Origin of the sequence: Amycolatopsis oliviviridis (genome assembly GCF_014654365.1) — a bacterium.
Taxonomy (GTDB): Bacteria; Actinomycetota; Actinomycetes; order Mycobacteriales; family Pseudonocardiaceae; genus Amycolatopsis; species Amycolatopsis oliviviridis.
Map to the genome: position 1 here is coordinate 291,680 of NZ_BNAY01000009.1, position 12,756 is coordinate 304,435.

A 12,756-nucleotide genomic window follows, 5' to 3' on the forward strand; every position below is an offset into this window, starting at 1 on the left:
AAGTCCTTTGTGGACTCAGCTCGGGCGGTGCGGCGTCGGCCGGTAGGTGAGCTCCTGGGTGTGCCCGTCGAGCGTCCGGCTCTCGATCAGTTCGAGGTCGAAGTCGGCCGCGCCCTGGAAGATCCTCGCCGCCCCGGTCCGGCCGGTGAGCACCGGGAAGATCGTCACCTGGACCCGATCGACCAGCCCGGCGGCCATCAACGCCCGGTTCATCGCCAGGCTGCCGTGCGAGCGCAACGGCACTGTGGACTCCTCCTTGAGCTTGGCGACGACGTCGACGGCGTCGCCGTGCGCGATCGTCGTGTCCGGCCAGTCGAGCGGTTCCCGCAGCGTCGTCGACACCACCGTCGCGGGCAGGTTCTTCAGCCGGGTGATCCACGGGTCGAGAGCCTCGATCTCGACGATGCCCGAAAGCATCTCCACGTTCTCCCGGTATGTCGTGGCGCCGAAGACCATCCGCTGCTCCTCGCCGTAGAGGGCGAGGCGGCGCTCCAGGAACTCGGGGCCCTGCTTGCCCCAGTAGCCGCCCCAGTCGCCGGTGTGGGAACCGAAGCCGTCGAGGCTGGAGAAGACGTCGAAGGTGTAGGTCGCGGTCATGGTGGCTCCTTCGGTGAGTCCGGTCTTGCTTTCACCTCCTCTACGAACGGACTTGGAGCCATCCGACAAGCGCCGCGAAAAAGATTCGGAGGTCGTCAGGCGGGGAGGCGGCGGAGAGCGATGGGTCCGGGTGGTCGACTGAATGAGCCCCCTTCGCCTTGTAGCCGGACGCTCGCGCCTTGTCGATCACGCCGTTGGGCCGGATGGACCAGTCACGCGGCGGTCTTGGGCGCCGGCGGCGAAACTCGGGAAAAGCCGCGAAGAAAGGTGAACCGGATGCCCGCGACAAAGGCGAGACAGGCACGCCACAACAAGGCCGTCCAGACGCTCGGCCGGATCGGGATGGGCTGCTACGGGCTGGTGTACCTGCTCATCGGGTACCTCGCCGTGCGGATCGCGATCGGCGGTGGCGGCCAGGAAGCCGACGGGCGCGGCGCGGTCGCCGAGGTCGGCTCGACCCCGGTCGGAGGTGTGCTGTTGTGGGTACTGGCGGCGGGACTCGTGGCGTACGGCCTGTGGCAGGCACTGCTCGCCGCGGTCGGCTACACCTGGATCGACAAGGAGAGAAAGCGCGCCGTCAAGCGGGTGACGTCCGGAGTGCGCTGCCTGGTGGGGATCTCGCTGGGTGTCTACGCGGCGCAGCTCGCCGCGGGCGCGGGTGGACAGGGCAGCGGCGACCAGAAACAGCAGGAGTACACCGCGATGCTGCTCGGGTTGCCCGCCGGTCCGTTCCTGGTGATCGTGGTGGCCGTCATCGTGTTCGGCGTCGCCGTCGCCTCGGTGGTGAACGGTGTGCGCCGGAACTTCGTGCGGGATCTCGACCTCGCGAAGCTGCCTTCGGGGACCAAGCGGTGGGTCGAGCGGCTAGGGAGGATCGGTTACGCGGCAAGGGGTGTGGTGTTCGGCGTGGTCGCCGTGCTCCTCGGATTCGCCGCGCTGGAACACGACCCGTCCCGCTCCGGCGGACTCGACGCCGCCCTGCGCACCTTGGCCGCCCAGCCGTTCGGCACGGTGCTGCTCATCGCGGTGGCCGCCGGGGTCGCCGCGTTCGGCGCGTACTGCGTCGGGGCGGCACGCGCACAGCGCGGCTGAGCACCCGCCCCGGCCCGGTGCGGACCGAGGCGGGGAGCGGAAGCTACTCGACGGCGAGTTCGCCCAGTTCCGACCAGCCGTCCTGGTCGATCTTCGCGTTGACGATCCGCGGCGTCTCGGCCAGGTACTGCGGCAGATCGCGTTGTGCCGCGCGAAAATGCTCCGACCCGACGTGGGCCGCACCGGCGTCGTCGTCCTGGAACGCTTCGACGAGAACGTATTCGTTCGGGTCGTCCAGGCTGCGGGACCAGTCGTACCAAAGGCAACCGGGCTCGGCGCGGGTCGCTTCGGTGAAATCGCGCGCGATTTCCGGCCACCGGTCCGCGTGTTCGGGACGGACCCGGAACTTCGCCGTGATGAAGATCATGAACGTCCTGCTTTCCTTCTCCTGTATGGCGGTCCCGACGATACCCGGCAGTACGCGCTGACGGCCGTCGTCCTTGTCTCACGGTGAGACATCGGCGTTCAGAGCGCGGACGCCGCGCGATAGTCCCGCGGCGACATGCCGAGAAGCCGGGTGAACATCGTGGAGAAAGCGGCCGGGCTCTCGTAGCCGAGCGAGGCGGCGATCCCGGCGATCGGGCGGCCGTCCGAAAGCAGTGAAAGGGAATGCAGGACGCAGGCGCGTTGCCGCCAGCGCGCGAAACCCATCCCGGTCTCGGCGGTGAAGATCCGGTTCACCGTCCGCTCGCTCACGTGCAGCCGGGACGCCCAGGCGCTCAAGGGATCGTGGATGTCCGGGCCGTCCAAAAAGGACTCGCACAACGCGCGCAGCCGGTCATGCCTCGGCAGGGGGAGATCGAGCCGGACGGGAGCGGAGCGGCGGATCTCGTGCAGGATCAGGCCGATGACCGCGGCGTCCCGTCCGCGCGGCGAGTACAGCTCAGGCACGTCGACGGCCTCGTTCAGCAGCTCCCGGAGCAGCGCGGACACCTCGACGACCTGGCAGCGCCGCGGGAACCACGGCACCGCTTTCGGTTCGATGTACAGGCTCCTGGTGCTCACGGTCGTCGTGAAGACCTGGTGACCGGTCTCCGGCGGGACGAGCACCGCGCGCCGGGTCGGGATGGTCCACGCGCCGTCGGCCGTCTCGACCCGCATCGATCCCGTCGCGCTGTACAGGAACTGCGCCCGCCGGTGCCGGTGCGGGGGAATCCGGTGCCCCGGCGGGTAATCGGTGCGGATCGCCACTACCGCGCGGTCGAGGTGGTCGACCTCGTCGATCGGGATGTCGCGCACGTCACCCACGTTACGCCGCCTGTCCGATCAGCGAAAGAAAGTGGCGTCCTTTCGAATGCCCGCCGCGCCGGGAACACCTACCGTCGAGGGAGTGTTGATCGAGATCCCGGTGCTCCTCGCGTTCGGCTGCCTGAGCGGTGTCACCACTGTCCTTTTCGGATTCGGCGGCGGGTTCGTCACCGTGCCCGTCGTCTACGCCTTCGCGCTCGCCGAGCCGGGAAACGCGCTCGGCGCGATGCACGTGGCGGTGGCCACGTCGACCGCGGTGATGGTGGTCAACGCCGGGATCGCGACCTCCGCCCAGCTGCGGGCCGGACGGCTGCGCCGCGAATACCTGTGGCCGCTCATCGCCTTCATCGGCCTCGGCGCCGTGCTCGGTTCCTTCGCCGCCACCGCGGCCGACGAAAGTGTCCTGCGCTGGCTCTTCGTCGCCTACCTCGCGCTGACCATCGTCGACAGCGTGGCCCGGAAGGGATTCGTGAGCAGGAGAGAAGACGCCGAGCCTCGCACCCTCGGCGGGTTCACGACCACGGCGGGCGGCACCGGGATCGGTGCCGTCGCGAGCTTTCTCGGGGTCGGCGGCAGCGTGCTGACCGTCCCGCTCATGCGGCGCAAAGGCCTGCCGATGGCCGACGCGACCGCGCTGGCGAACCCCTTGAGCCTGCCGGTGGCGGTGATCGGGACCGCCGTCTACGCCTTCGCGGCGACAGGGACGTCTTCGGGCACGGCTCATCTCGGTTACATCGACCTGGTGGCCGCGGGCGCGCTGCTGTGCGGGTCACTGCCGACCATCGCGGTGACGCGCCGGGTGGTCGGCCGGATCCCGGACCGTGCCCACGCGATCGCGTACCTCGCCCTGCTCGCCGCCGCGCTGATCGCGGTCGTCGTCCGTCAGTGATCCGATGAGTCTGCCCGATGTCAAGTCTTGACAAGTGGCGTGACCGGGATGACAAAGCGGGCTGTCCGGTAAAGATCCGATGAATCTCTATACCTTTGGTGGATCTTGCGCCAAGATCTCCCGCATGAAACTGAGATCGATCACCAAACGCATGTTCGTTCTCGGGCTGCTGACGGTTCTCGGGACCACCGGGGCGACGTCGGTGGCCACCGCCGAACCCCAGCAGCCGCCCGCGGACGTCAACGCGACCGGGCTGCCGCGCGGCGGCTGGGAGCCGGTCGGCCCGAACAGCATCGGCGGGTTGCTGGCCGTGTCGCCCGCCGGGCTCGCGATGATGCAGCCCGGCCCGCCCGCGTTGTGGCTCTCCAGCGATCGCGGCGCCTCCTGGAGTGCGCGCCGGGGTCTGCCGGTGGACACCTCCATCCAGGGATTCTTCGCCGATCCGGTGAATCCCGACCGCATGCTCGCGGTGGGCAACAAGCCGGGGTACCAGATCGGCGAGTGGCAGGGCCTGCTGCTGCGCACCACAGACCGTGGGCAGACCTGGGAAACGCTGCGCGAGTGGTACCCCGACGGCGCGTTCGGCATGGCCACGGACCCCACCGGCCGGGTTGTCGTGGTGCAGAACCTCGACTCGCTGAGCGTCAGCACCGACGGCGGCGTGAACTGGAACGACGTCCCGAGGACCTGGCCGCGCGAGGGAATCGCCGCGCCGGTCGGCGCGCTCAAGCTCACCATGGTCGGCGACGACGCCTACTTCACGACGGTCTACCCGGAGTACGCATTGTGGGTGGTCCGCGGGGTCAGCACCAAGGAGCCGAAGGCCGAACTCGTCTACCGGACCAACGGCGAGGTCAACCAGGTCGCTTCGGACGGCAAGCGGTTCGTGGTCACGGTCGGCCCCGAGCTGCACGGTTCCACCGACGGCGGCAAGACCTGGACGGTGCTGCGACGCGAACCGGGAGGGCAGACCCTGCGTGAGCCGCGCTTCGTCGGCGGGCGTCTGTACGTCTCGACGTATAACGACATAGACGTCAGCACGGACTTCGGCCGCACCTGGACCCGCAAACCGGTGCCCGCCGCGGGCGAAGGCGTCAGCGACATGATCGAGCTCCCCGCGGCACCGGGCAAACCCGCCACCACGCTGATCTCCGCGCTGTACCGCGGGGTGTACGAGGACGGCGGCAAGAGCGGCTACCGGCAGATCGGCGTCCCCGGCGAATCCATTCGCGACCTCGTGACCAGCGGGAACATCCTGCGGGAGAGTGTCGTCGCGGCCGGTGTGCAGGAGATCTACAACACCCCGCTCCCGCGCGGCAAGATCGCCGCGGCGGACCGGGCCTGGCAGTCGCACCCCACCGACCGGCTGCACGAGGACGCGCGCCTGTCCGTCTCGCCGGGCCGGCCGGACGTCGTCTGGCAGGTCACCCGGAACGGATTCGCGCTCGACGTGCTCCGCAGCGGTGACGGCGGCCGCAGCTGGCAGTTCGCGGCGAAGGCGAAGGAAGGCCTCCCCAGGACGATCTTCGCGCACCCGGCGGACCCGGACAGGCTCCTCGTCTCGGCCTTCGCGCCCAGCGGCTACGTGCTCTACCGCAGCGACAATGCCGGGAAGACCTGGGAAAAGCTCACCACGGACATCGGGTTCATCGCCTTCGCCGGCGACCCGTGGAACGCGAACCGGGTCTGGGGCGGGGACTCCGGCGGCCTGTCCCGGTCGGACGACGGCGGCAGGACCTGGACCCACGTCTCCGACGAACCGGTCAGTTCGATCTCGGTCAGCCGATGGGGTGGCGGACGCGTCCTCGCCGGTGGCGCGGGCATCCTGCTCAGTGAGGACAACGGCCGGACGTTCCGGCGGGTCCTCGACGGCGGCGACTCCCGCGAGATCAGCCGGATCCTGCCGCATCCGTTCGACTTCCGGGTGCGGTTCGCCAGCAGCTCGACGGGGGGAGGCGTGCTGCGCAGCACGGACTTCGGCCGCACCTGGTCGCCGATGCCCGGCGCGCTCCCCGACGCCAGGGTGCTCTCGCTGGCGATCAGTGCCGATGGCCGGTACCTGTTCGCGGGCACCGCGCAGTCCGGCGCGTACCGGCTGACGCTGTACTGAGTCCGAGCGCTTCGTGGCCGGGGAAACTTCCGGCCACGAAGCGTTTACCCAACCCCTCCTCGGGTGTCAGAGTCGAGGTCATGGCCATCGACGTCGCCGCCCTCCGGCTCCATTTCCCTGCCCTCGCCGACGGAACCGCCTTCTTCGACGGACCCGCGGGTACCCAGACACCCCGGCCCGTCGCCGACGCCATCATCGGGACACTGACCGCTCCACTGTCGAACCGGGGCACGGTCAGCCCGTCCGAGCTCAACGCGGAGAACGCCATCACCGGCTTCCGCGCCGCGTACGCCGACTTCTTCAACTTGCCTGCCGAGGGCGTCGTCCACGGCCGCAGCGCCACGCAGCTGACGTACGACTTTTCCCGGCACCTGGCCAAGAACTGGCGCGAGGGCGACGAGATCGTCGTCAGCCGTCTCGATCACGACGCCAATGTCCGGCCCTGGGTCCAGGCCGCCGAACGAGCCGGGATGACCGTCCGCTGGCTGGACATCGACCCCGAGACCACCGAACTCGACCTCGGCTCCCTCGTCCTCACCGAGCGGACCAGACTGGTCGCGGTCACGGCGGCGTCGAACGTCCTCGGCACCAAACCGCCGATCCGCCGGATCGCCGATCTCGCGCACGACGCCGGGGCGTTGGTGTTCGTGGACGGCGTGCACTACGCCGCCCACGAACTGGTGGACGTTCCCGCGCTGGGAGCGGATTTCTTCGTCTGCTCGCCGTACAAGTTCCTCGGCCCGCACTGCGGGGTGCTCGGCGCGTCGCCGTCCCTGCTCGAAACCGTCGAGCCCGACAAGCTCATGCCGTCGCCGGACACCGTGCCCGAACGCTTCGAATTCGGCACCCTGCCCTACGAAATCCTCGCGGGCGCGACGGCCGCGGTGGACTTCCTCGCCGCCATCGACCCGGGAACGGGCGGAGCGCGGCGGGAACGGCTGGCGAACTCGCTGGATTCCTTGCACGATCACGAAATCACGCTGCGCGCCAAGCTGGAAAAGGGGCTGGGGGACGCGATCACCGTCCACTGCAAGGCGGCTGACCGGACCCCGACCCTCCTGATGGGCCTCGGCGGACGCGAGCGCGAGGCGCAACGGCATCTCGCCGAACGGAAGATCGTCGCCCCGGCGGGGTCTTTCTACGCCCGCGAAGTCTTCGCGGCCTTGAAGCTGGAGGATCCGGCGCTCCGGGTCGGGCTCGCACCGTACACCAGCGCGGAGGACGTCGACAGGTTGCTGGACGGGTTGTCGGCTTTCGGGTGACCACAGTGGACAGTCGGGCGTAACTCGAACAGGTTGGTTTTCCGTCTCGTCGTCCATGGTCGTATTACCGTGCGTTCATGATCGACAACGGGAGGTTCGCGATGCGTGTCCGGTCGGTGGCCGCTTCTGTCCTGCTCGGTTGCGCGCTGTGCGTGGCGCCGGCGGCACTCGGCGCGGGCGCCCAGTCGCTCGCGATCCAGCCCTGTCCCGAGGTCAACGATCCGCCCGACTACACGATCTCCAACGGCGCCAAGGCCTGGATGAAGACGAACCTGCGCAGCGACTACCTGAAAGGGCCGGGCACGATCACCTACAACAAGACCACGACGTCCTCGGTCAACGCCTCCATCACCGGTACGACCAGCGCCGAGGCGGGCGTCATCTTCGCCAAGGCGAGTGTCTCGCTGGCGGTGAGCGTGGGCGCGAGCTATTCGAAGTCCGATTCCTGGTCATACGCCGCGACGGTGCCCGCCGGGAAGACGTTGCGGTTGCAGCAGTACAAGGAGGGCCGCTCGTTCACCGTGCAGAAGTACCGGATAGTCCCGCCCTGCAAGGTGAAGTACCTCTGGAAGAAGAAGGCCGTCGCGCCGGTGAAGAGCCCGAGCTACCTCTGGCAGCTCGTCGGCTGACCCGGTTTGGGACCGGTTACAAGACTCGCCCGCCTGATCTTGTGATCGGTCCCATGGACCCACGGTGACCGGACCGACACCCTGGGAAGGGAACGTCGCGGGCAACGGGGCCCGGGCGGAACGGGACGGTGACGAACATGGGGAGACTGCGCGCACGGACACTGATCGCCGGGATGGTCGCGCTCGCGGCCGTGGGCATCACGCCCGCGGCGACGGCCGCGACCGGGATCGCGGACCGGTGGAGCGAACCGGGCCCCTTCGCGGTGACCGTCGAAACCCTCGACAGCACGCACACCGTGTACCGGCCGACACGGCTGGAGAAGCACCCGGTGATCCTGTGGGGCAACGGAACCGGCGCGAACCCGAAGATCTACGACGGCCTGTTGCGCCATCTGGCCTCCCACGGTTTCGTGGTCGCGGCCGCGGACACTCCGAACGCGGGCTCCGGCAAGGAGATGCTGGCCGGGGCGACGACGTTGATCGCCGAGAACTCCCGCCCCGGCAGCCGCTACCAGGGGAAGATCGACACCGCGCACATCGGTGCCACCGGCCACTCCCAGGGCGGTGGCGGGGCGATCGCCGCCGGTGCGGATCCCCGCGTCACCGCCACGATCCCGATCGAGCCGGGGCCGCAGGGGTCCAGCACGGCACTGAAGGGGCCCGCGTTCTTCCTCGGGGGCCAGTTCGACACCATCGTCGTTCCCGCGCTGCTGGTCGTCCCGCGCTACCGCCTCGCGGACCAGGTGCCCGCGATCTACGGCGAACTCGCCGGGGCGACCCACTTCACGCCCGTCGGTGACGGTGGCGGGTTCCGCGGCGCGATCACCGCCTGGTTCCGGTTCTGGCTTTCCGGGGATGAGCGGGCCCGGGCGGAGTTCTTCGGCCCTTCCTGCGGCTTGTGCCGCGACGGGGCGTGGTCCGACGTCCAGCGCAACGCCAAGGCCTCGGCCGTTCCCGGAGCTTGATCGGCGATTTTGTCGGTGGTCCGGGTTAAGGTCTGCCCCAGCAGCCTGACCTGGAGGGATACCCGTCATGACCACTCTCGACAACCGGCCGAACACCGCGCTCCTGGTCGTCGACGTCCAGAACGCCGTCGTCGACGAGGGCCACGAACGCGACGCCGTGGTCGCGAACATCGGCGTTCTCGTCGGCAAGGCGCGAAAGGAAGAGGTCCCGGTCGTCTGGGTGCAGCATTCCGACGAGGGGCTCGTGCACGGGAGCGAGGAATGGCGCATCGTCGCCGAACTGGTTCCCGGGGACGCCGAGCCCCGCGTCGACAAGTCCTACGGAGACTCCTTCGAGGACACCGATCTGGAGAAGGTGCTGGCCGAACGCGGCGTCGGGCGTCTCGTGGTCGTCGGGGCGGAGACCGACGCCTGCATCCGCTCGACGTTGCACGGCGCCCTGGTCCGCGGGTACGACGCGACGCTGGTCGGCGACGCGCACACGACGGTGGACAAGACGGAATGGGGAGCGCCGACGCCGGAGCAGGTCATCGCGCACACGAACCTGTACTGGCGTTACCAGGCGGCGCCGGGCCGGAAGGGAGGGACGGTCAAGACCGAAGACGTCGAATTCAGCGGCTGAACCGACTCACGGGAGGCTCGGCCAGCGAGCGATCAGCAGACCGGCGTCGCCGGTGAAACCGTTGCGGCAGTGGGTTTTCGCCGCCTGAAGCACGCGCCGGACGGTTTCGGGTGGCACATGCCCGGCGTGGGCTTCCAGGCATCCGGCGAGCGGGAACCGTTCGCCATCGGCGGAACACACGGCCGAGAGGCCTTCGGTGTACAGGGCCAGGAGATCCCCGGGCCTCAGCCGGGTGGTCACGATCCGGCGTGGCAGCCCGGTACCGAACGGCGGGTGCTGCGCACTGTCCACTGTGGTCTGTTCGTGGTCGGCGCCGAGGATGAGCGGCGGTTCCCCGCCCGCGTCGAGGTAACGCAGCGTGCCGGCGGCCAGGTTCAGCTCGGCCAGCGTGCCGCGTACCAGGGTGCCGTGGCCGAACCGCGCCGACAGTTCTTCGCTGACAGCGGTCTCCTGTCCGCGGAGCCCGAGACCTTCGCCGCGAGCGGATCGACTGGCCGCGAGTGCCGCGGAGACCGCGAGTCCCGCGCGGGCGGCTTCACGTCCGGCGTCGAAGATCGCCAGCCACGCCGTCTTCTCTGACAGGGCGTAGTCGAAAGTGACGCCGCGAACGTCGTAGACGGGTTCGATTCCGCCCGCCACCGCGATGTCGTGCGTCGAAGCGGTCGACGGGGGCAGATTCCGCCGGAGCAGCTCCGCGGTCGGGCCGAGCCGTTGATGCCGCAGCAGCGCGTCGAAGCCCTCGCCGTACCTCCTCGCGCCGGCGAGGAGGTGGCCGGACAGCGAAGCCAGCCATCGGCACTGGGTTCGCACGGCGGGGTCGTTCAGGTCGATGTCCGCGTCGGCTTCGACTTCGAGCACGCCCAGGCGTTCGTCGCCGTCCAGCAGGACGGTCCACAACCGCGGTGCTCCCGGCTCCTCGGCGATCATGGTGTCGGCGTGCCGAAACGCCCGGCCGGCGGTGGTGGCCTCGATGGCCAGCGGCACCCGATCGGGTGCCGACCCGCCGGGAAGCGGGATGAGCTGCCGCTGCTCCTGGTCGACCAGGTAGACGGCGATCTCCAGGTCCAGTGCGCGGCCCGCCCCGGCGATGATCCCGGGCAGGCGCTCGGGTGGGGCCCGGTGGGCGCTGCCGAGGAGGTCCACCAGCGCGGCCAAGGGACCGTGAGGGCGGGTGTTCTCGCCGGTCTCGCGGCTGTACGGCGCTTGGCGTACGCCGGAGACCTCTTCGAGGCGCTCGTTGACCGCGTGGGCCACCATGTCCCGTTGGATCCTGGGCAGCGGGACCAGACCCTGCAGGAACGCCTCCAATTCGAGCTCGCTGACGTCTCCGCCCAGCGCGAAATACCTCAGCCACAGCTGTTCCAGGGTGAGCCCGGTCTGCGCGAAGCAGGCCGCGACGATCCGGCGTTGCTCCTCTGCCTGGAGCGAGGCCACGGTGATCACCCCCGGGTTCTCGGCAACGTGAGACCCGGATACCAACCGGCGCCCGATGTGAAACATGAGGAAGCACCCGAGTGGGTACCTCGTCCGGGAGAGGACAGGAGGCGCGCCATGAACCGAGAGGAGCCGGTGGCCGGTGTGCTGCCGCACGACGAGGTGAACAGCGCTCTCCACGCGCTGAACGACATTTTCGACGGCGAGGACGATCTCGAGCTGCTTCTGCGGCAGGTCTGCAGTCAGGTGGCCCGCGCCGTGCCGGGCGTGGACGAGGTGTCCATCACCCTGCTCCGTGACGGTCACCCGCACACCGCCGTGTCGACCGACCAACGCGCCATCGAACTCGATCACGACCAGTACCGGCTGGGGAACGGTCCTTGCCTGGAAGCGGGCAATAGCGGGGAACTCGTGCGCGTCGCCGTCGGCGAATCGGCCGAACGCTGGCCGGAGTTCGTTTTCGCCGCCAGGCGGGCCGGTTTCGCCAGCTTCCTGGCCGCGCCGCTGTCGGTGAGTGAGCATCTCGCGGGCGCGGTGAACTGCTACGGGATCCAGGACGACGGCTACGCCGAACTCGACGCGCGGCTGCTGGAGATCTACACGACCGCGGTCGAGGCGATCTTGCGGATCTACGCGCGTTACCTCGACGCCAGGACGACGATCGGGCAACTGCGGACCGCGCTGACCTCCCGGGCCGTCATCGACCAGGCCAAAGGGGTGCTCATGGCCGTGCGCCGGGTCGACGAGGACGAGGCCTTCTCGTTGCTGGTGGTCCAGTCCCAGCGGGAGAACGTCAAGTTACGCCAGGTGGCGGAACGGTTCATCGACGGCGTGACCGGAAGAGGCGATCCGGGACGGGCCGAACGTGGGTCGCGGTAGGCGGGGTGATCGCACTCGGCTAAGGTCGGCTTCCGAAAGCGGTTCTGAGCGTTGAGAAGTTAGCGCCGATCCGCCGGTAACCGGGTTGGTTGCGGCGGTTGATGGTGCGCGCTCGGCGCCGGTTCCCGCCGGTGACTCCCGTGGTGCATCACGCCGATGTACAGAAGTGGGAGAGGCGGGCTTTGGCCGATGAAATCGACTGGCAGCAGGACAAGAACCGATTCGTCGAGGGTGTCGGCGACGGCGACCTGCCGGTGATCTCCGAAAACGGCGCCCGGCTCATCGCCGGGCCACTTGTCAACCAGTTCGTCGCCCTGACCAGGGCGTTGCTGGATTCCGGCTCGGTCGCCGCGGTACTCGAACGAGTGGTCTTCGCGACGCGGGACCTGGTACCCGGCGCGGATCTGGTGAGTGTCACCCTCCTCGATCCGGACGGCGGGTTCCACACGCCCGTGCGGACCGACGAGATCGCCGGGGAACTGGATCAGTTGCAGTACCAGTACGGCGAGGGCGCCTGTGTCGAAGCGGCGCGGGTTTCGGGGCCGGCGGCGGCCTTCAGCGACAACCTGGCCGAAGACGCCCGCTGGCCGCGCTTCGGACCGGCCGCCGCGGCGCTCGGTTTCCACTCGCTGGTTTCGACGGCTTTGCTGCCGGAAGCGTCGAGTTCGGATCTCTCCGGCGCGCTGAACGTCTACTCACGGCGTCCGTTCGGCATCGCCAGGCCCGACCGGGACGTGTTGCTGTTGCTGGCGACGCACGCGTCGCTGGCGTTGGCGACCACGCACGCGGTCACGCGCGGTCAGCTCCAGGAGGAACAGCTCCAGCAGGCGCTGGACAGCAGGGACGCGATCGGGCAGGCCAAGGGCATCCTGATGGCGAGGCGCGGGATCGACGCGGCGGAGGCGTTCGAGGTGCTGCGGCACACGTCGCAGAACATGAACATCAAACTCCGGGAACTGGCGGAGATGTTGTCCAAGCGGCATACGGAACTGCAACTGCCCGACTGACCGGGCGGGCGCCACTACGATC

At 69.2% G+C, this 12,756-nt stretch carries 13 protein-coding genes; 9 read left to right on the forward strand and 4 right to left on the reverse strand.

Annotated features, from left to right (window positions below):
- Positions 1-15 precede the first annotated feature (15 nt).
- Positions 16-597 carry a dihydrofolate reductase family protein gene (locus IE302_RS33575; protein ID WP_191258465.1) on the reverse strand — a complete coding sequence of 194 codons (582 nt, stop codon included), beginning with the start codon at positions 595-597 and terminating at the stop codon, positions 16-18.
- Positions 598-873: 276 nt separating this feature from the next.
- Here IE302_RS33575 and IE302_RS33580 point away from each other — a divergent pair, with 276 nt between their 5' ends.
- Positions 874-1,689, forward strand: coding sequence for a DUF1206 domain-containing protein (locus IE302_RS33580; protein ID WP_191258466.1), 816 nt, complete (start codon positions 874-876; stop codon positions 1,687-1,689).
- A gap of 43 nt (positions 1,690-1,732) precedes the next feature.
- On the opposite strand, the gene IE302_RS33585 is transcribed toward IE302_RS33580, so the two are convergent.
- Both IE302_RS33585 and IE302_RS33590 read right to left on the reverse strand, forming a co-directional pair.
- Positions 1,733-2,056 carry a putative quinol monooxygenase gene (locus IE302_RS33585; protein WP_191258467.1) on the reverse strand — a complete coding sequence of 108 codons (324 nt, stop codon included), beginning with the start codon at positions 2,054-2,056 and terminating at the stop codon, positions 1,733-1,735.
- 98 nt (positions 2,057-2,154) lie between these two features.
- A complete protein-coding gene (locus IE302_RS33590; protein WP_191258468.1) occupies positions 2,155-2,928 on the reverse strand; it encodes an AraC family transcriptional regulator in 774 nt (257 codons plus the stop codon).
- 91 nt (positions 2,929-3,019) lie between these two features.
- Between IE302_RS33590 and IE302_RS33595 the strand changes: the two genes are divergently transcribed.
- The 6 genes from IE302_RS33595 (at position 3,020) to IE302_RS33620 (ending at position 9,414) form a co-directional block, all read left to right on the forward strand.
- On the forward strand, positions 3,020-3,826 hold the full coding sequence (locus IE302_RS33595; protein ID WP_191258469.1) for a sulfite exporter TauE/SafE family protein: 807 nt from the start codon (positions 3,020-3,022) through the stop codon (positions 3,824-3,826).
- Between the two features lie 124 nt (positions 3,827-3,950).
- Complete coding sequence (locus IE302_RS33600; RefSeq protein ID WP_191258470.1) at positions 3,951-5,936, forward strand: WD40/YVTN/BNR-like repeat-containing protein; 1,986 nt, start codon at positions 3,951-3,953, stop codon at positions 5,934-5,936.
- A gap of 80 nt (positions 5,937-6,016) precedes the next feature.
- Entirely contained in the window at positions 6,017-7,198 is a 1,182-nt protein-coding gene (locus IE302_RS33605) for a cysteine desulfurase-like protein (RefSeq protein WP_191258471.1), read from the forward strand.
- 77 nt (positions 7,199-7,275) lie between these two features.
- Positions 7,276-7,827, forward strand: coding sequence for a hypothetical protein (locus IE302_RS33610; protein WP_191258472.1), 552 nt, complete (start codon positions 7,276-7,278; stop codon positions 7,825-7,827).
- 137 nt (positions 7,828-7,964) lie between these two features.
- Positions 7,965-8,792, forward strand: a complete 828-nt coding sequence (locus IE302_RS33615; RefSeq protein WP_229908083.1) for a poly(ethylene terephthalate) hydrolase family protein — start codon at positions 7,965-7,967, stop codon at positions 8,790-8,792.
- A 67-nt stretch (positions 8,793-8,859) separates the two neighbouring features.
- Positions 8,860-9,414, forward strand: coding sequence for an isochorismatase family protein (locus IE302_RS33620; protein WP_191258474.1), 555 nt, complete (start codon positions 8,860-8,862; stop codon positions 9,412-9,414).
- 6 nt (positions 9,415-9,420) lie between these two features.
- Here IE302_RS33620 and IE302_RS33625 read toward each other — a convergent pair whose 3' ends face one another.
- Complete coding sequence (locus IE302_RS33625) at positions 9,421-10,848, reverse strand: PP2C family protein-serine/threonine phosphatase (protein ID WP_229908084.1); 1,428 nt, start codon at positions 10,846-10,848, stop codon at positions 9,421-9,423.
- Between the two features lie 117 nt (positions 10,849-10,965).
- On the opposite strand from IE302_RS33625, the gene IE302_RS33630 reads away from it, so the two are divergent.
- Complete coding sequence (locus IE302_RS33630) at positions 10,966-11,727, forward strand: GAF and ANTAR domain-containing protein (protein ID WP_191258476.1); 762 nt, start codon at positions 10,966-10,968, stop codon at positions 11,725-11,727.
- Between the two features lie 182 nt (positions 11,728-11,909).
- Positions 11,910-12,734 (forward strand): GAF and ANTAR domain-containing protein, encoded by an 825-nt coding sequence (locus IE302_RS33635; protein WP_373308058.1) that lies wholly within the window; start codon positions 11,910-11,912, stop codon positions 12,732-12,734.
- Positions 12,735-12,756 lie beyond the last annotated feature (22 nt).

Bases quoted from the DNA above. Each gene is read 5' to 3' on its own strand.
- IE302_RS33605 (WP_191258471.1), top strand. From the start codon at position 6,017: ATGGCCATCGACGTCGCCGCCCTCCGGCTCCATTTCCCTGCCCTCGCC.
- IE302_RS33620 (WP_191258474.1), top strand. From the start codon at position 8,860: ATGACCACTCTCGACAACCGGCCGAACACCGCGCTCCTGGTCGTCGAC.
- IE302_RS33585 (WP_191258467.1), bottom strand. From the start codon at position 2,056: ATGATCTTCATCACGGCGAAGTTCCGGGTCCGTCCCGAACACGCGGAC.
- IE302_RS33600 (WP_191258470.1), top strand. From the start codon at position 3,951: ATGAAACTGAGATCGATCACCAAACGCATGTTCGTTCTCGGGCTGCTG.
- IE302_RS33580 (WP_191258466.1), top strand. From the start codon at position 874: ATGCCCGCGACAAAGGCGAGACAGGCACGCCACAACAAGGCCGTCCAG.
- IE302_RS33615 (WP_229908083.1), top strand. From the start codon at position 7,965: ATGGGGAGACTGCGCGCACGGACACTGATCGCCGGGATGGTCGCGCTC.
- IE302_RS33575 (WP_191258465.1), bottom strand. From the start codon at position 597: ATGACCGCGACCTACACCTTCGACGTCTTCTCCAGCCTCGACGGCTTC.
- IE302_RS33610 (WP_191258472.1), top strand. From the start codon at position 7,276: ATGATCGACAACGGGAGGTTCGCGATGCGTGTCCGGTCGGTGGCCGCT.
- IE302_RS33630 (WP_191258476.1), top strand. From the start codon at position 10,966: ATGAACCGAGAGGAGCCGGTGGCCGGTGTGCTGCCGCACGACGAGGTG.